Origin of the sequence: Staphylococcus sp. GDY8P119P, from assembly GCF_017892075.1 — a bacterium.
GTDB classification, from domain to species: Bacteria; Bacillota; Bacilli; order Staphylococcales; family Staphylococcaceae; genus Staphylococcus; species Staphylococcus ureilyticus.
On sequence record NZ_JAESKJ010000006.1, the window covers coordinates 387214 to 405478 of the forward strand.

Annotated in this window: 25 protein-coding genes; 20 read left to right on the forward strand and 5 right to left on the reverse strand. The window is 30.5% G+C overall.

Translation table 11 applies throughout. The features are described 5' to 3' along the window. Nucleotides 1-10 precede the first annotated feature (10 nt). Nucleotides 11-190 (forward strand): excisionase, encoded by a 180-nt coding sequence (locus KA830_RS06030; protein WP_204179749.1) that lies wholly within the window; start codon nucleotides 11-13, stop codon nucleotides 188-190. Here KA830_RS06030 and KA830_RS06035 read toward each other — a convergent pair. The 3 genes from KA830_RS06035 to KA830_RS06045 are packed head-to-tail and all read right to left on the reverse strand — an operon-like array spanning nucleotide 170 to nucleotide 1439. Continuing rightward, on the reverse strand, nucleotides 170-1129 hold the full coding sequence (locus KA830_RS06035) for a hypothetical protein (protein WP_204179750.1): 960 nt from the start codon (nucleotides 1127-1129) through the stop codon (nucleotides 170-172). The genes KA830_RS06030 and KA830_RS06035 overlap by 21 nt on opposite strands. Before the next feature lie 24 nt (nucleotides 1130-1153). Continuing rightward, nucleotides 1154-1291 (reverse strand): hypothetical protein, encoded by a 138-nt coding sequence (locus KA830_RS06040; protein ID WP_204179751.1) that lies wholly within the window; start codon nucleotides 1289-1291, stop codon nucleotides 1154-1156. A gap of 10 nt (nucleotides 1292-1301) precedes the next feature. After that, on the reverse strand, nucleotides 1302-1439 hold the full coding sequence (locus tag KA830_RS06045; protein ID WP_204179752.1) for a hypothetical protein: 138 nt from the start codon (nucleotides 1437-1439) through the stop codon (nucleotides 1302-1304). Nucleotides 1440-2451: 1012 nt separating this feature from the next. Here KA830_RS06045 and KA830_RS06050 point away from each other — a divergent pair. The 11 genes from KA830_RS06050 (at nucleotide 2452) to KA830_RS06095 (ending at nucleotide 7456) form a co-directional block, all read left to right on the forward strand. Further along, nucleotides 2452-2796: a pathogenicity island protein gene (locus KA830_RS06050; protein WP_204179754.1), complete on the forward strand. Its 345-nt coding sequence runs from the start codon at nucleotides 2452-2454 to the stop codon at nucleotides 2794-2796. Between the two features lie 3 nt (nucleotides 2797-2799). Continuing rightward, complete coding sequence (locus tag KA830_RS06055; protein WP_204179755.1) at nucleotides 2800-3348, forward strand: hypothetical protein; 549 nt, start codon at nucleotides 2800-2802, stop codon at nucleotides 3346-3348. A gap of 1 nt (nucleotide 3349) precedes the next feature. Continuing rightward, nucleotides 3350-3520 (forward strand): hypothetical protein, encoded by a 171-nt coding sequence (locus KA830_RS06060; protein ID WP_204179756.1) that lies wholly within the window; start codon nucleotides 3350-3352, stop codon nucleotides 3518-3520. 15 nt (nucleotides 3521-3535) lie between these two features. Further along, complete coding sequence (locus KA830_RS06065; RefSeq protein WP_204179757.1) at nucleotides 3536-4132, forward strand: pathogenicity island protein; 597 nt, start codon at nucleotides 3536-3538, stop codon at nucleotides 4130-4132. Between the two features lie 2 nt (nucleotides 4133-4134). Next, nucleotides 4135-4341, forward strand: a complete 207-nt coding sequence (locus tag KA830_RS06070; RefSeq protein ID WP_204179758.1) for a hypothetical protein — start codon at nucleotides 4135-4137, stop codon at nucleotides 4339-4341. Nucleotides 4342-4385: 44 nt separating this feature from the next. Then, nucleotides 4386-4937 carry a terminase small subunit gene (locus KA830_RS06075; protein ID WP_204179759.1) on the forward strand — a complete coding sequence of 184 codons (552 nt, stop codon included), beginning with the start codon at nucleotides 4386-4388 and terminating at the stop codon, nucleotides 4935-4937. A gap of 166 nt (nucleotides 4938-5103) precedes the next feature. Next, nucleotides 5104-5349, forward strand: a complete 246-nt coding sequence (locus KA830_RS06080; RefSeq protein WP_204179760.1) for a hypothetical protein — start codon at nucleotides 5104-5106, stop codon at nucleotides 5347-5349. A gap of 412 nt (nucleotides 5350-5761) precedes the next feature. Next, the gene (locus KA830_RS13690; RefSeq protein ID WP_239436872.1) at nucleotides 5762-5941 is read left to right on the forward strand and encodes a hypothetical protein; all 180 of its coding nucleotides are present in this window, start codon (nucleotides 5762-5764) and stop codon (nucleotides 5939-5941) included. Nucleotides 5942-6130: 189 nt separating this feature from the next. Further along, a complete protein-coding gene (locus KA830_RS06085) occupies nucleotides 6131-6304 on the forward strand; it encodes a hypothetical protein (RefSeq protein ID WP_239436873.1) in 174 nt (57 codons plus the stop codon). A 178-nt stretch (nucleotides 6305-6482) separates the two neighbouring features. After that, entirely contained in the window at nucleotides 6483-6827 is a 345-nt protein-coding gene (locus KA830_RS06090; RefSeq protein WP_204179761.1) for a DUF4260 domain-containing protein, read from the forward strand. A gap of 38 nt (nucleotides 6828-6865) precedes the next feature. Continuing rightward, nucleotides 6866-7456 (forward strand): type 1 glutamine amidotransferase family protein, encoded by a 591-nt coding sequence (locus KA830_RS06095; RefSeq protein WP_204179762.1) that lies wholly within the window; start codon nucleotides 6866-6868, stop codon nucleotides 7454-7456. Between the two features lie 78 nt (nucleotides 7457-7534). On the opposite strand, the gene KA830_RS06100 is transcribed toward KA830_RS06095, so the two are convergent. Next, nucleotides 7535-7951 (reverse strand): VOC family protein, encoded by a 417-nt coding sequence (locus KA830_RS06100; RefSeq protein ID WP_204179763.1) that lies wholly within the window; start codon nucleotides 7949-7951, stop codon nucleotides 7535-7537. Nucleotides 7952-8277: 326 nt separating this feature from the next. Between KA830_RS06100 and KA830_RS06105 the strand changes: the two genes are divergently transcribed. From KA830_RS06105 to KA830_RS06115, 3 genes are all read left to right on the forward strand, one after another. Continuing rightward, a complete protein-coding gene (locus KA830_RS06105; protein WP_204179764.1) occupies nucleotides 8278-8685 on the forward strand; it encodes a YjdF family protein in 408 nt (135 codons plus the stop codon). 177 nt (nucleotides 8686-8862) lie between these two features. Next, nucleotides 8863-9876: a Kiwa anti-phage protein KwaB-like domain-containing protein gene (locus tag KA830_RS06110; RefSeq protein WP_204179765.1), complete on the forward strand. Its 1014-nt coding sequence runs from the start codon at nucleotides 8863-8865 to the stop codon at nucleotides 9874-9876. 181 nt (nucleotides 9877-10057) lie between these two features. Further along, on the forward strand, nucleotides 10058-10426 hold the full coding sequence (locus KA830_RS06115) for a hypothetical protein (RefSeq protein ID WP_204196322.1): 369 nt from the start codon (nucleotides 10058-10060) through the stop codon (nucleotides 10424-10426). Between the two features lie 980 nt (nucleotides 10427-11406). On the opposite strand, the gene popT is transcribed toward KA830_RS06115, so the two are convergent. Further along, nucleotides 11407-12258 carry a polyprenyl-phosphate transporter PopT gene (popT, locus tag KA830_RS06120; RefSeq protein ID WP_070039165.1) on the reverse strand — a complete coding sequence of 284 codons (852 nt, stop codon included), beginning with the start codon at nucleotides 12256-12258 and terminating at the stop codon, nucleotides 11407-11409. 365 nt (nucleotides 12259-12623) lie between these two features. Here popT and sufC point away from each other — a divergent pair, with 365 nt between their 5' ends. From sufC to sufB, 5 genes are all read left to right on the forward strand, one after another. Continuing rightward, nucleotides 12624-13385 carry a Fe-S cluster assembly ATPase SufC gene (gene sufC / locus KA830_RS06125; RefSeq protein ID WP_046207499.1) on the forward strand — a complete coding sequence of 254 codons (762 nt, stop codon included), beginning with the start codon at nucleotides 12624-12626 and terminating at the stop codon, nucleotides 13383-13385. Between the two features lie 98 nt (nucleotides 13386-13483). Beyond that, entirely contained in the window at nucleotides 13484-14791 is a 1308-nt protein-coding gene (gene sufD, locus KA830_RS06130; protein ID WP_046207500.1) for a Fe-S cluster assembly protein SufD, read from the forward strand. A gap of 171 nt (nucleotides 14792-14962) precedes the next feature. After that, nucleotides 14963-16201, forward strand: a complete 1239-nt coding sequence (locus KA830_RS06135) for a cysteine desulfurase (RefSeq protein ID WP_046207501.1) — start codon at nucleotides 14963-14965, stop codon at nucleotides 16199-16201. Next, a complete protein-coding gene (gene sufU, locus KA830_RS06140; protein ID WP_046207502.1) occupies nucleotides 16191-16640 on the forward strand; it encodes a Fe-S cluster assembly sulfur transfer protein SufU in 450 nt (149 codons plus the stop codon). The genes KA830_RS06135 and sufU overlap by 11 nt, the downstream gene beginning before the upstream one ends. Nucleotides 16641-16776: 136 nt before the next feature. Beyond that, on the forward strand, nucleotides 16777-18174 hold the full coding sequence (gene sufB, locus KA830_RS06145; protein ID WP_046207503.1) for a Fe-S cluster assembly protein SufB: 1398 nt from the start codon (nucleotides 16777-16779) through the stop codon (nucleotides 18172-18174). Nucleotides 18175-18265: the final 91 nt, after the last annotated feature.

Sequence of the window (18265 nt, forward strand, 5' to 3'; positions counted from 1 at the left end):
TGGTGATTATTTGAATATAAATTTTGATGAAAAAGAGATTGCTTATATTAAAGAATCAGTACAAAATTACAGTAATGAATTTGTTATTTATGATGAAGAACAATCAAAAAAGAAAGAAGCTTTTGAATCTATAGTAAATAAAATTGAATCAAAATATTGTAGTGACTATTTATTTCGAATCATCAATTGATTTATCATACTCTGTAATCGTTTCTTGGTTATTGTCTACTAAGTCTTTTAATGTGTTTAATAAAAAGTCACAATCCGCTTTTGCTACAGCACCAGCCTGTGTGTGATTAATAATGTTTCTCATGGCATATGCCACTTCCACACGCTTTTTAGTTCTATAATTTATTTTATTTTCCCTTTTTAAATCTTCCAGCAATTTATCATACATGGTTGTATCAGAACTTTTATGCTTAATATTATTTGCCACTTTAAGTTTAATTAAAAATGTTTCTATTGCTACTGCAAATGTGGCTGCAGCCGGTAAATATAATTCTCTTTTATATGCTTCAAGCCCTTGATTTATTTGATAATCAAATGTATCGTCATGCACAATTCTTTTCATATCGTCTAAATTTAAATGATTAAAAGGCGATATATTTTGATGATTTTTATCTTTCATTTTTTGGGTAGAGACTTCTTTATAATCCCTCAGATGCTCACTAGCTTTTCTTTTACCGGCACTATAATAGGTTTCTAATCTATTACTTAGTTGGTAATCTATAATTTCAATAGGTCCAAAGAAGATTTCCATAACCCAATCAGAATTATTAAAATCTATAATGGGTAATTCTTTGTATATGTATTTTTCGGGTGAATTTACGTCTTGAGAATAATTTTGAGATAGATATATTTTATCGTATTGTTTATCTTTATAAATATACTCATTTTGTTCTGGATTATTTGAAATTAATAATACATTTGGATATTCAAAAAAGTCACTATCCAATTGTATTAAAGTAATATTCCATTTACTATCTTTAAAAATAGGGAAGTTCTCTGGAGAGTTTTTGAATTGATATAACATCCTATTTTCTACGCTATCTTTATAACCTTCTAAATAAGATTCTTTTATTTTTTCTAAATATATTTCAGGTTGTAAAGTTTCATGTGAATTTGACATTTTTAATTTCCCCTTTGTTATATATTATTCTTCTTTCTCTAATCCTATAATAAGCATTATTACTACTGAAATTAGCATGAATGGTACGAATATAGATGTTACTAAAAATCCACCAATTACGATTAGATAAAACTCGTCAATCTTGTACTTACCGAATTTCATAATATCCCTCCTATTTACGCTCCTCAAATCCGCATATTAAACAGATTAGAAATGCTATAAAAACTGCTGGTACAAATATAGATGTTACTAAGAGTGGTATCGCCATCAGTAAATAGTTGTAATCGTATTTATACTTACCGAATTTCATGTAATCACTCCTCTCCTTTCAACGCTACTCAATTTAAATATTACTATGTATCGCACAACCTTAAAATAGGGCGTACGTGTGCAAAGACTCGTAGTGGGTGGCTATTCCTTATTCTTCTTTCTCTCTTCAATAAACTCTTTAGTATACAAGTAACCATCGAGCATTGTGCTTAATATGAAATTTATGACTTTGATTATAATTCCTATAAGTATATCCATAGTAATGCTCCTTTGTGTAGGGGTTATTCATGCTCTGATTGTGGTGTGTCTTTAGTTGATTCCAAATATTTATTGATTCTTTCCAAGTCACTTAAATACTTATCATTTATATATTTTTCAAATAACGATTACAAATGCTTATATCAAGCATATAAAGGGGGTCGTGAAATACGACGTCATGATCTGGGGTGAACGAATCGTTCCTTCCCTAGCTATTTATAGTAGCATCTAATACGCTAAATTGGCGAATTAGCTCATTATCAAAGAATCTTCCCGGAACGTTGGGAAGATAGAGAGATAGTTAGATCAGCAAGGTGGTTTTAAGCTAACTTAGCTAAAATATGCTATATAGATGAGTGTTGCTACAAATGCGATACCAACTATTACAAGGAAGAAGGTTTCAGTATAAATACGAAGATTAGACATAGGCTTTATATTATAGTGCTTTCTTCTGTAATTATGATATTTGAATGTTATCTGCATACCTATATATGTGTAGACTGGTACAAAAATAATCCCTAATATTATCGCAACAGGTAAACTCATATGAAATCTCCTTTTTGTATAAGGATAGCATTAAAAGTTAAAGTTGTTAACAACTCGAAAAAGAACATTAGTTCTGTTAATGGTATAGTGTGATTATGTATGAATATACTGTATAAAGTCTTTAATTGCAGTCATTTAAATGATGATTAATAGTTTTGAAATAATGTAAAATAACGAACGTTAGTTTGTAGTAAACGTGTAATAATGGTATAATTACTGTATAAAGTAAAAGGAAACGAGGTGATTAAATGACAACTTCAACGCCAGAAAAAAAGAAGCAAACCTTACCCGATGACCACTTGCAGGTACTCAACGTGATAAGAAATGCTTCGAATAAATATATTACTAAAGAAAAGATATTAAATCAATTAGGTTATGAGATAAATAGTACGAATGAACGATGGATTAGATCAGTAATTAGTAACTTAATTGAACAACATGGATATGCGATTGGGTGTAGCTATAAAAAGACACAGCGTGGCTATTACATGATTAGTAATAAAGAAGAACAAGAACAAGCTATGCTTAGCATACAAAGGCTTATAGATGGCAGTGTGAGACGATATGAAGCTATTAAGAAACTAGAGGTATAGTAGGTGAGTATTATTATTGATAATCAACCGGAGCTTGCATATGGCACATATGAGCCACCAGTGACATATGAAATAAAAAAAGAAGTTAGTGATTATGAATTACTTACAAGGTTTAATCCTTACTACATCTCAGAAAAGATAAGTGGCGCAGAAGAAGATATAGAAGCGATGTATGACCGTACTTATCCTCACTTAGCTAGTGATGAATACCTACATCAAATCTATTATGAAGCTTTTCCACTAGAAACTTTAGCAATAGAGATAATGGAACAAAAGCAGAAGCTTGATAAGTTTGTGCGTAAGAGTCAAAGAGACCTAAAAGCCTTTTATAAGGTGATAGGTAAGTACACCATTAATGAACAGAATGATATTAAGCGATACATGAAATCTAATGCTACTTATATACCAGATATTATAGATAGATTAAAGTCGGAATTATATGAAATAGTAATAGATGATCGTACAAAAAGAAATGAACTAAGAGAAATCAAACGGCGTGAACGTAATGAAGCGCACGCTAAACAAATTAGAAATAAAGGTGTGCAAAGTTGAAATGGCGGAATATAAATCACTTGCAAAATATGAAAAAGATTTAACTAGAATCATTAATGATACGGAATCTCCAAGAATCAAGAAGGTAGACGACAGCTTGACTTACGGAAGTGATAAAGACTTTGAAAAAGTATTAGAAGATAAAAAAATTATTTACCATAATAATAGATAGCTAAGGAGCGTTAAAATGAAAACACAACATCTATTCGATGAATATAACGAATATATCAACAACCAAGAGCAAAGTATTTCAGATTTAACTAAACAAAAACAGGAACTTCAGTCTAGGAATAAGGAAAATCAATCTAGATATAAGGAACTAATCGCAAATGGTGAGGATGACAAAGCTGATGAATTGTTCTCTGTGATTGCTAAAGATGATAAAAAGTTAAATGCTATAAATAAGCGTCTTGATACTAAAAAGGAAGTATCTCAAGAAGCTAGAGATAAGAAAACTGTTGAGTTATTGAAACATCAAAAAGAATTGTCTCGCTTATATGCGAACGAAAAAGCCGAACTAATCGAAGAATTAAAATCTATTGTGAATCAATATAATACTGTTATAGAAAAAATTGAAAGTGTAAATGAAGATTATGGGGAAGAACATGCGCGCTTTGTTGATGTATACCAGAGTGAAGATATATTTAAGAAATCGCAAAATGATAAATCAATTAAAGCAGAGTTAAGAAATAACTTCAAAGAAACACAATATAGTGATTTTATAAATGCTAGTGAATTACCTTTCATACACGATAAGAAACTACAATTTAAAGGAGCTAAATAATAATGGGAAATACTCAATATAAAATAAATAACACAGATAAAGTACTAAACGAAATTAGAAAACCACTTAACCTTGATGATGATATTGTTGATGTACTTAAGCAGGCGGTTAATGCAGATATTAAAGCAAACATGCCAAAAGGCGAAAAGAGTTCTGGTGATAAAATCCTTGAGCTTGCTAAGAAAAATAGATTAATTAAGGATAAATAAATTGGGCTGGGCGTTTGCCTAGCCTTTTAAAAAGAGGTGATTATTTGAGCGAATTAAACCCAAGACAAGAGAAATTTGTTTCTGAATATCTAAAGACTCTAAACTTAACGCAGTCGGTTATCAAGGCAGGGTATAGCCCACAGAGCGCCCACACACAAGGCCATAGGTTACTTAAGAATAAAAAGATAGCAAACTATCTGAATGAAGTTAAAAGCAAGGTTATTGATGATAACGTTCTTTCTGCGAATGAGATACTACATCTACTATCTAACGCAGCAGTAGGGGAAGAAACTGAGATGAAAGAGGTCGTCACTAAACGTGGTGAATACGTTAAGAATCCAGACACAGGGAAGTACAACATTATCTATAATGAGAGTGTTGAGATGGTGGAAGTACCTATCAAGATTAGTGACCGTTTAAAAGCGCGTGATCTACTTGGTAAATACCATACACTATTTACAGATAAGCATGAACTTACTGGTGACACACCGGTAATCATTAATGTAGGTGAGTGGGATGATGAAGAAGAAGAGGAAATGGATAAGAAATACCCTAATAGAACTAAAATTATAGATGATGTTCCGTTGGAGGATTAGACCAAGCCACCCACCAGTATATGTTCTGGTGGGTGTTTTGTTGTTGTTACATATAATAATGCTGATAAGACGATTAGGAAGTTAATTTGTACATATAGGCAATATAAGTTTTTTAAAAGTATGTTAGTATGAAATTATATTTTAAGCGATATTTAGGAGGGGGAATATGAAACGAGTATCTAAATATTTAATTTCTGCTATTTTTTTTGCTGTAGGAACATTTATTTTGATAATGATATTTGATCATTTAGAAATGTCTCCTAATGATAGTGGTTTTCTTAATAATCTTAGCAATTTAGAATTAATTGGTTTGTATAACACTCCAGAGTTTAATGGCTTGTATACTTTGTGTTTATTTGTTTCTATTTTAATTTTCATAATTGGCCTATTCAGTGCATGGAAGAAAGGATAAAAAATCAAGATCATTTGACCTCGTTACAATAACTATCGTAGTTATCTTCACTATTTTGAAAATCAATAAAATTAAATTGTCTGAGTAGTATTAAGATATTGTAAATAGCGTCGAACAATCTAATAGGGTGTAATACAATTGTATTCATGAAGTTCCTTCAGAACTTCATTCCCTTTTGAGCCATCCCTATGGGTGGCTACTTTATTAGATGATTGAATGTGAAATGATTGGGTACAATATAGTTGTAGTTGTTTAGACTATATTTTTTGTCACTACTTATATTCTATCTAGTCTCCACTAGAGAATACTGCTCGGGTAGGCGCTTATGTGCTTACCCTATTTTTGTTATATTTATATTAGAATTTAGATTAATTAAACTGAAATAAAGTTCACTTAAAAAGGAGGTTGTATTTTGAAGATCTTTTTGTCATTTATATATTTTTTTCTTTCATTTTTTGTTTTGTACTCTCTATTGGATTTAGTATTAGCAATTGAATTTGATATATATGCAAATCTAATTTCTTCATTAATTTTTGCATTCGTTATGACACCATTTTTCTTTGTGCTAAAAAAATTTAAAGATAAAAAGTAGCACACATATTTTCTTGAAAAAATTATTGATCGTTAAGAGTACAGAGACTCAACGTCAATAAAGCAATTATGTTAATTTAAGAATTGTGGAGGTGTAAGTATTAAGAATAAACTTTTTAAGGCAATTAAAGACGTTATTATTATTATCGTAATTATTTTTTTAGTAGCGACTGTGTTAAATTACATAGATTTGAATATTAGTTTAAATAAATATTGGAGTAAACTTGGAAATTTAGGATTAATAAATATTTACGAAAATAAAAATTTAAATGGGTTGGTAACATTAGGTTTTATATTAGCTGGATTATCTTTTGTTTACGATATGTTTTTTAAGAAAGAGTCTAAAGAGGTTAAGCAAAAATAAGAGAAGTCTAATTGGTTTTGCTTTTAGGTTTTGAAACGATTTTCTTCTTGTCTTGTTATTATATATTAAACCACCCACACACGTCACGGAGTGGGTGGTTTGTGCGCAATACATAATTATTCGAATATATGTTAAAATATATTTGAATTTTACACTATATAACGAAGGGGGTTACAATTTGAGCAACTTCATTAAGTTAGAAAATGCATTTGTATTTATTGTCACGTTATGTGTTTATTTTATTTTTGATTTCTCACTATGGATATTTCTTTTATTTCTATTGTTACCTGATATATCTATGTTTGGGTATATTATAAATAAAGAAGTGGGTAGTAAAATTTATAATATTGGTCATACATATATATTACCTATATTAATCACTTTGTGTTATTTGTTAACTAAAGAGTCTATACTGTTACAAGTATCTTTGATTTGGATAGCACACATTAGTATGGATAGAACAATTGGTTATGGACTCAAATATGCTATTGGTTTCGATAAAACTACTATTCAAAAAGTTTAAGAAGTTGTTGTTCATTAATAATATCAAAGGAGAAAAACATGAAAAAAGCATTGTTTTTATTATTAGATGATTTTGCAGATTGGGAAGGCTCGCATCTATCTTCAATTTTAAATCAAAATGAAAAGTGGTCAGTGAAAACTATTTCTTTAAAAGAAAAAGTAATTTCTATTGGTGGATTTTCAGTATTAGTTGATTATATTATTGGTTTTGAACCTAAAGATTATGATTTGTTGATTTTGGTTGGAGGTAATTCTTGGAATATTAATGATCAAAGACTTTTTAAATTTATTGAAGAATCATTTAATAAAAACATCGTAATAGGAGCTATATGCGGTGCTGTTGATTATCTAGCTAAAAATGGTTTTCTAAATGACTATAAACATACTGGCAATTCAGTTTATTTATGGAAAAATCACGAGTTCTACACATCTGAAGATAAATTTTTGGAAATACAAGCAGTAAATGATAGGGGATTAGTTACAGCCAATGGCACGGCTCCTCTGGAATTCACTAAAGAAATTTTAAAAGAAATTAATTTTGATACACTTGAAAATATTGAAAAAACTATGTATATGAAAAGATTTGGATTTTATAAGTATTGTGAAAAATTTGGAAATCCATTTAATTAATAATATAACCCACTATCTCTGATCTGAGGAGTGGGTTTGTTATATCAACTATAATATTAAATATTTAAATTAGATATATTAGAATTTTTTTGAAGTTTGATTCATTAGTATTTCGAAATCAGCATCGCTAATGTTTGATTGAGTAAGTGTGATTAAATGTCCGTCAGGATCTTTAATTGTCATTTCCTTAGCATTCCAAGATTGTTCTTCAAGTCTACTCACAACAAATTTTGGAGAAATAGTTTTAGATTTGTTTTCGATGTCCTTAACTAATAAATTTAAGTAAATTGAGTTTCCTACTTCAAAATTATTACTACAAATAAGCATTAAATCTTGATATTTTTCTAATCTTAAATGATTCATAAGTATCTCGCTTTTGTCATTTTTAAATTTAAATACACTTTTGAATCCTAATGTTTTTTCGTACCATTTTTCTGATTTTTCAATATCAGAGACTAATATTTTATTAAACATTGGCATTTGATAAAATTCCATTGTATTACCACCTTTTTTGAATTTATGTTTAGTGTAAAGTATTACGTTACGTTAAGTGCAAGAATAATTTTGGGAAAACATAGATTCTTATGTTCGCTTCTTACAGGTATATAAACAATTACCACTAGCAGAAATGTTGGTGGGTTTTGATTGCTATTTAGATAATACTTAATACCCTTTAATAATAAAATTATTTGAGTTATATTATATATAGAAATGTAAAAACACAATTGGGTTGGTAGTCCCAATGCAAATACGATTATTTGTCAGTAACCTTCCTCCTCAGGTCGTCCATCATTTCTGAATTAATTAAGAGGAGGGATAGCATGGAGCTATCTATATTTCATGACGGACAGTTTTTTATTGGTTTGATTGAATATAAATACGATAATAAATCAAAATTTGCTAAGTATACTTTTGGAACAGAGCCAGACGATGGAGAAATTCTCTGTTTTATTGATAATTATTTGCTAATATTGATAGAAAACACTCAAACTAGTGTCAGAACTAAAAGTCGAAAGCAAAGAGTTAATCCCAAAAGATTACAAAGGAAAGTAGCTAAGGAACAAAAAACACCCAAAGATTTAACTAAAGCACAATCAGCCTTGAAAGAAGAACAAGAGTTAAAAAAGAAACAAAGTAAGAAGCGAAATAAAGCCAAAATAGATGCTTTCAAAGAGAGAAAAAGAAAAATCAAGAAATACAAAGCAAAAGAAAAGCATAAAGGGCATTAATTGATTGCGTGTAATAATGTATGCAATTAGTAGAAATTGTCTTGATTTGGTATAATAGAAGGTGTAGTAGCAACCAATGTCTCCCCGATGTTGGTTGCGTTTTTTATAATCTTTATTTCTATTGTGCGAAATATAATGTATACTTTCATTATTACACACAGAAAGAGGCTAAGGGGAATGAATGAAATAGCAAATAAAACAGATTATATTAATAATGAGAATTCAATAATACAAAAATTTTTAAATAATTTTAGCGATATTAAAATCGAATTTTACTTATTACGAAAACTTAAAAATAAAAAAGAAGTATATGAAGCGCTAGAGTTATCTCTAAAAGATGATGTAATTGCATTTTTAAGAGATATATTGGGGAATAATTTAAATGAACTTAAACATAATGGAGAATTTTCGATAAGCTCCTATAATGATGAATTTCATATCAATGATTCTTTAGCAAATATAAAGTTAAATGAAAACGAAGAATTGAATAAAAAGTTTAATAAAATGAAAGATAGTTTTTCTAAAAATGATTTGATTCTAAAAAACGCCAAATTTCAAGCGATAAAATTGGTTGACCAAACAAAAGAGAAGAGTTGTTATGTGTTTTATTATCAAGGGATAAAAAAAGCTTCATCTAATAAAAAATTAGGGCTTATTAATTCTGAAAATTACAAATTAATAGATACAGATTTAATAAAGATCGGTGGTTTTCTTGACTTTATTATAGATGAAAATGAAGTATTATATATTCATGCTCCAAGACCTTTTGAATGGGCTTTTGATTATGAAGATCATATTAATAAAAAAAGAGATGAAAATATTGAAAAGATTCTTCAAAAAAATATCTTCCTAAGTGATGAAAGTGGGAGTGTTTTTAAAGAAGAAGCGAGTAAATATCTTAGATCAAGATCTATAGCTACCATTAACGAAAATTTAATATCAAATTTAGAAAATCATTTCAATGAAAGAATTGATGAATTAGCAGCACTGAAAAAAAATACGAATGATAATTTGGGAATAATAACTGATTTATTTAAATTTATTGATTTTGAGAATAGAAAAATTGTTATAACAGAAGATAATAAAAACGATATGAATGCAGTATTTTATTTATTACAAAATAAAATAGTCAAATCTTTTTTGACAAAAGAATTTAAGGCTTCCATAGGTTATTTAGAAAAAGGTGATTGAGATTAGTACTAATAAAATAAAGCAGTTTATTTTATGGTTTTTAGCATATTTACCGATATTTTTGATTATTGTATTTAGGTCTTTAAACGACTCGTGGATATACGCGATATTATTTCTAATCTCATCAGTAGCGATATATTTTTTTTCAGGCAAACTTTATTTAATTTATGAAAAAAGTAAATTGAATGAAAACACTAAAAAAATTGGTGTCGTCAAATCTAACAAGACACTACCAATAAGTGAATATAGTTACTTTATCTTAACATTGTTTATGCCGTTACTCTTTGAAGATATTAATACAAAACTAGATTATACGGTTTTTATAACTTTACTGGTGCTTATAGTGATAATATTTACTAAAAATGATTATATAATTATAAATCCATTATTTTTACTTGGGAATTTTAAAGTTTATAAAATTAATATGCAAAGTGCTGATATATTAATTGAAGGTTATGCAGTTGTTAGTAAAAGTATAGATTTAGACAAAAAAGTTTACTACAAAAAAATTTTTAATAATGTGTATTTCATTTTTGATGAATACAGCTAAAATGAAACTAAATGTTTAAAAGTAGAAGGATATATACAAGAGTTAACTTCTTACCTACAAATACTTACTTTATTTATGAAGAACGGGTTTAACTAAGTTAATAAGTGAGTCGATTATATATATTTGTTTTTCAAGGGCAAAAAAAGGGCATAATTTTGATAATAAGTGCAATGGTATGAACTGGAGTTTATCGAAATATGCCAATAAATGCCTCTATAACAGTATTTTGGTTATTCATGAGCTTCCTTGATAATCTACTTAATTATTCCAGCAAAATAATAGCAACACAATTAACAAACCCTTTAACTTCAATAGTTGAAGGGTTCTTTTTGTTTGAATTTAGTAAAAGGACAGTGTGTGAAATTATCAGTATAACTCGGAAAATTCGTCCAAACAGTTATATTGATCTAAATTTATTCACTCAAGATGATCATATTTTCTTATCAAAAACTATTTGATGCAAGTAACTTATGAAATATTACTCAATGGGCTTAATGGTCTACAAAATGGCTTTTAAGTTGAAGCGGTATTCATTTGTTTTGTTTACAAGGTGATTTTATATAGAAAAATTGCATATTTGAAAATTAAAGTTTTATAGACTAAAATTAAATTATGTTTGAGTGAATTGCTTTAAAGCACGAAAATATTGAAGGCGTTATTCAATATTATATTATCATTCAAACTGTGACAGGGAGAACTTAAAATTGTGCGTAACTTATATCATGATATAGGTTGCGTCATTATATATATAAGCGTTCATCATATATCATTTCGCTGTTGATGTATAAGCATGAATGTAAAATAGCCCGGATATGGTATGGATTTGTAACTAAACTACTTAACTAGTTATTGCAACGAATCATTACCATTCCGGGCTTTTAATATTTTAATATGGGGAGAAATCAAATGTTATTACGTGATTTCAAAGTCAAAATCTTAGTAAGCTAGTGATAAATTAATATGATTTCTGCATAGAAGTATTAAAAATCATCACTCGTAATATGTCCTAGTTTATAGCTAATAAAGTAACCTGAAATTATTGTGATAATAGAAATAATCCATGTAGTAACATCGCTTGGTAACCCAGGAAATACTGCATACAGTGATCCTACAACAAAACCAATGATAATGGCATATGTTAAGTATGTGTAATGGTTTAAAAGGTACTGAATCAATTTACTAGAAAATAAGAAACCACAAATAATTCCAATACCTACAATCATTAAGATAGGTACAGCGTTAAAATTTAAAGACATAAATTCTGAAATTGAAAACATTACAGTACCATATACACCAAATACTAATAGCATAAAGGACCCTGAAATACCTGGCAGTAACATTGCACTAGAAGCACAAACACCTGCAATAAAATATTTAATAATAAGACCAGTTGATAATTCAAGTGTTTCTCCTGCATGTTTATCACCATCATTTAATAAGGTAATCACTACAATGATTATAATACCAAGTAAAACGAGTAAATAATGAGAAGTTTGAAATGTTTGTTTAACTCTTGCTGTGTTTAATAAATAGGGTATGATGCCTGCTATTAGACCAACAAATAAAAACATCGTTGGCACGGTATGTTCACTTAAAAGATAATTAATTACTTTACTTAATAAACCTATGGCAATGACCATCCCTAACCCAATAGGAATCAGGAATTTTAAGCTTTCCCAAAACTTCTTTGAAAATATTCCACTAATAGAGCGTATAAAATCATCATAAATACCTAGAAGTAAAGCGATAGTTCCTCCGCTTACACCGGGTACTAAATCTGATGTGCCCATTGCAAATCCTTTCCATAGATTTGACCACTTAATTTTTGACATATCATAATCCTTTCTATCTAAAATATATTAAAAATGATAGCACAATTTGTCATAGAACTATATTAAAAACAAAAGTTAAAATGAATAAATGATTATAGAATATGCTTTGTTCATAATGAATAATATAGGGATAAATGAGTTGAGAACATCATATCTTATATTATCAGTTAAAGAATTCTTTAATGCACTAACAAAAATCATTGTATTTTGATAACAATTTTAATTTAGCACTTGAAAAGGTTTATATTCCAACACAACTGCGTTATAATTAGAAGGTGTAACAAGGGCTCAGTCTTTTGACTGTAGATTAAAATTATTATAAACTGGATAGGAAAAACATATCATATAATACGGAGGGAATATGTATGCCATCAACATTAGAAATTAAAGACCTACATGTGTCTATTGAAGATAAAGAAATTCTTAAAGGTGTTAATTTAACAATTAATACAGGAGAAGTACATGCAGTAATGGGACCTAATGGTACAGGTAAATCGACGTTATCATCTGCAATCATGGGACATCCTAGCTATGAGGTAACACAAGGTGAAGTATTATTAGACGGCGTTAACATTTTAGAGTTAGATGTTGATGATCGTGCTAAAGCGGGATTATTCCTTGCTATGCAATATCCATCAGAAATTACTGGTGTAACGAATGCAGACTTTATGCGTTCAGCGATAAACGCTAAACGTGAAGAAGGCGAAGAAATTAACTTAATGCAATTCATTAAAAAGTTAGATAAGGAAATGGACTTTTTAGATATTGATCAAGATATGGCACAACGTTATTTAAATGAAGGATTTTCAGGTGGGGAGAAAAAACGTAATGAAATTCTTCAATTAATGATGTTAGAACCTAAATTTGCTATTTTAGATGAAATAGATTCAGGACTTGATATTGACGCATTAAAAGTAGTTTCAAAAGGCATCAATCAAATGCGCGGAGAAACGTTTGGTTCATTAATCATTACGCACTATCAACGACTATTAAATTATATTACACCTGACCATGTACACGTTATGTACGGTGGTAAAATTGTTACTTCAGGAGGACCTGAATTAGCGAAACGCCTTGAAGAAGAAGGTTATGAATGGGTTAAAGAAGAGTTTAATGCTGCAGAATAAGTCTTAATTCATATGAAAAAATATTATAGATGAAGATTTAGGTTTTGATTTATACCGATGAGTTAAATCATACAATCATCAAATGGGAGGAAAAAAGTATGACGACTGAAACTTTGAACATTTCTGAAGCACAACTTGTTGAATATTCACAAGCCCATAATGAACCTTCTTGGTTAACTGAATTACGTAAAGAAGCGTTGAAATTAACTGAAACTTTAGAAATGCCAAAACCAGATAAAACAAAAATCACGAGATGGGACTTTGATTCATTTAAACAACATGAAACAACAGGTAGCGTATATGAGTCATTAGAAGAATTGCCAAGTGAAGTTAGAGAGATAATTGATGTTGAAAACACTGAAAATTTGGTTATTCAACATAATAATACTTTAGCGTTCACAAAAGTTTCTGATTCAGCTCAAAATGATGGAGTTATCGTTGAAGGCTTAGCAGATGCATTAATAAACCATCCAGATTTAGTGAAAAAATATTTTATGAATGAAACTGTTACAGTTGATGAACATAGATTGACTGCACTACATACTGCATTGTTAAATGGTGGCGTATTTGTATATGTTCCAAAAAATGTAGTAGTTGAGCATCCAATTCAATATGTAGTATTGCATGACGATGAAAATGCCAGTTTCTTCAATCATGTCATTATTGCAACTGAGGAAAGTGCTGAAGTAACGTATGTAGAGAACTACTTATCAATCGCCAGTGGAGAAGGCAATCAACTTAACATTGTTTCAGAAGTGAGTGCTGGAGCTAATTCGAAAATCACATACGGTTCAGTAGATTATTTAGATAAAGGTTTCACTGGGCATATTATTCGTCGCGGTGTTACTGAAGCAGATGCCACTATCAACTGGGCGTTAGGTTTAATGAACGAAGGTAGCCAAATCATTGATAATACAACGAATTTAATTGGTGACCGTTCTGAAAGTGAACTCAAATCAGTTGTTGTTGGTACTGGTAGCCAAAAAATTAATTTAACTTCTAAAATTGTTCAATATGGTAAAGAAACAAATGGTTACATCTTAAAACATGGTGTAATGTTAGAAGGTGCGCAAACAGTATTTAATGGTATTGGTTATATTAAACATGGCGGTACGAAATCTATTGCGAACCAAGAATCTCGTGTTCTGATGTTATCTGAGAAAGCACGAGGAGATGCGAACCCTATCTTACTTATCGATGAGGACGATGTAGAGGCTGGTCACGCTGCATCAGTTGGTCGTGTCGATCCTGAACAATTGTATTATTTAATGAGCCGTGGTATTTCACGTCAAGAAGCTGAACGTCTCGTTATTCATGGTTTCTTGGACCCAGTTGTACGTGAATTGCCAATCGAAGATGTTCAACGTAAGTTACGTGAAGTCATCGAATTAAAAGTTAATAAATAATAAACACTGAATACAATTGAATCCGCAGCAAAATAAGATTAAGAGAATGTTATTGAACATGACTATAAAATGCTCAGATTAAATGAAATAATATACGTTAGTTTGTTGTATTTCTTAAATTGCTACGGTTTCTTTATTGATTTTTTAAATTAAGAAAGGTCTGTGGATAATTTGACCCAATCATTAAATGTTAACGAAATATTAAAAGACTTTCCAATTCTCAACCAAAAAGTTAACAATAATCGCCTTGCTTATTTAGATACAACTGCTACTAGTCAAACACCAATACAAGTTATTGATGTTATAGCGGATTATTATAAGCGTTATAACTCTAACGTACATCGTGGTGTACACACACTTGGATCATTAGCAACTGATGGTTATGAAAGCGCACGTGAAACAGTCAGACGTTTTATTAATGCAAAATATTTTGAAGAAATTATCTTCACTCGTGGTACTACAGCATCAATTAATATTGTTGCACATAGTTATGGAGATGCGAATATTTCAGAAGGTGATGAGATTGTAGTCACTGAAATGGAACATCATGCCAATATCGTGCCTTGGCAACAATTGGCTAAGCGTAAGCATGCATCTTTAAAGTTCATTCCAATGACAGATGATGGTGAACTTACAATTGAAAATATAAAAGCAACAATTAATGATAATACAAAAATTGTCGCTATTACACACGTTTCAAATGTATTAGGTACAATTAATGACATTAAGACTATTACTGATATTGCTCATGAACATGGTGCTATCGTAAGCGTAGACGGTGCACAAGCAGCGCCACATATGGATTTAGATATGCAATCACTAGATGTTGATTTTTATAGTTTTAGTGGCCATAAAATGCTAGGACCTACGGGTATCGGAGTATTATATGGTAAACGTGCCTTGCTAGATAAAATGGAGCCAGTCGAGTTTGGCGGAGATATGATTGACTTTGTTGAAAAATATGATGCTTCATGGGCTGATTTACCTACGAAATTTGAAGCGGGTACACCATTAATTGCGCAAGCGATTGGTTTGGCTGAAGCAATCCGTTATATTGAAAACCTAGGTTTTGATGCGATACAAGCACATGAACATGAATTGACGACGTATGCTTATGATAAGATGTCTGAAATTGAAGGTATAGAAATATATGGGCCACCAAAAGACAGACGTGCGGGTGTTATAACGTTCAATATGGCTGATGTTCATGCTCATGATGTAGCGACTGCAGTGGATACTGAAGGTGTTGCAGTTAGAGCAGGCCATCACTGTGCGCAACCATTGATGAAATGGTTGAATCAATCGTCAACTGCACGTGCAAGTTTCTATATTTATAATACTAAAGAAGATATTGATCAATTAGTAGAATCCTTGAAGCAAACGAAGGAGTTTTTCTCATATGAATTTTAATAATTTAAACCAGTTGTATCGTTCAGTCATTATGGATCATTATAAAAACCCTAGAAATAAAGGGCGTTTAGATACTGGTGCAATGACAGTTGATATGAATAATCCAACTTGTGGGGATCGCATTCATCTTACGTTTGATATTGAAGATGGTTTTATCAAAGATGCAAAATTTGATGGAGAAGGTTGTTCAATTTCAATGTCTAGTGCTTCAATGATGACTGAAGCAGTAAAGGGTCACTCTTTAGCTGAAGCAATGCAAATGAGTCAAGAATTCACAAAAATGATGCTTGGTGAAGATTATGAAATCAGTGAAGCAATGGGAGATATTGAAGCGCTGCAAGGCGTTTCTCAATTCCCAGCTAGAATTAAATGTGCTACTTTGGCTTGGAAAGCTTTAGAAAAAGGTACAGTTGAAAAAGAAGGAAATACAGAAGACTAATCCATGTTGATACGTTGACATTGTGTAAATTTCCATTCACACTAGACATAACACCAAGATTAGTTGTAATACGATGTAACTACAAACGAAGTTGTCTTGACGCGAGTCGTTTTAATATATAAAAGGAGTGATTTAAATGGCTAAAAAAGCACCTGATGTGGGTAATTACCAATATGGTTTCCATGATGAAGATGTTTCCATTTTTAGATCAGAACGCGGTTTAACAGAAAATATCGTCCGTGAAATTTCAAATATGAAAGAAGAGCCAGAATGGATGCTTAATTATAGATTGAAAGCATTAAAACAATTCTACAAAATGCCTATGCCTCAATGGGGTGGCGATTTATCAGAATTGAATTTTGATGATATCACTTATTATGTTAAGCCATCTGAACAAACTGAACGTTCATGGGATGAAGTGCCTGAAGAAATCAAACGTACATTTGATAAATTAGGTATCCCTGAAGCTGAACAAAAATACCTTGCCGGTGTTTCAGCCCAATATGAATCCGAAGTTGTTTATCACAATATGGAAAAAGAACTTGAAGAAAAAGGTATCGTCTTTAAAGATACTGATACTGCATTAAAAGAAAATGAAGACCTATTTAAACAATATTTCTCAACAGTTGTGCCAGCTGGAGATAATAAGTTCTCAGCACTTAATTCAGCTGTTTGGTCTGGTGGTTCATTCATTTATATACCGAAAAATATTAAGCTAGATACGCCATTACAAGCGTATTTCCGTATTAATTCTGAAAACATGGGACAATTTGAACGTACACTCATCATTGCAGATGAAGGTGCTTCAGTTAACTATGTAGAAGGTTGTACGGCTCCGGTTTATACAACAAGTTCACTACACTCAGCTGTAGTTGAAATTATCGTCCACAAAGATGCCCATGTGCGTTATACTACAATTCAAAACTGGGCTAATAACGTTTATAACTTAGTTACAAAACGTACATTAGTACATGAGAATGGTAATATGGAATGGGTTGATGGTAACTTAGGTTCTAAATTAACGATGAAATATCCAAACTGTGTACTTATGGGTGAAGGTGCTAAAGGTAGTACGTTATCCATTGCTTTCGCTGGTAAAGGTCAAGTTCAAGATGCTGGTGCAAAAATGATTCATAAAGCACCTAACACTTCATCTACGATTGTATCTAAATCAATTTCTAAAGACGGTGGTAAAGTAATTTATCGCGGTATCGTACACTTTGGTCGTAAAGCTAAAGGTGCACGTTCAAACATTGAATGTGATACTTTAATTTTAGATAATGAATCAACTTCAGATACAATTCCATACAATGAAGTATTTAATGATAATATTTCATTAGAACATGAAGCTAAAGTATCAAAAGTTTCTGAAGAACAATTGTTCTATTTAATGAGCCGTGGTATTTCTGAAGAAGAAGCTACAGAAATGATTGTTATGGGCTTCATTGAACCATTTACTAAAGAGCTTCCAATGGAATATGCTGTTGAAATGAATCGTCTTATCAAATTTGAAATGGAAGGTTCAATCGGCTAAAAATTGGTAATCAAAAATTTGGTTTTACAGTAAATGATTAAATATAAAACACGAGTGATACTATTTTGATACCCGTATACTTTTGGGATTC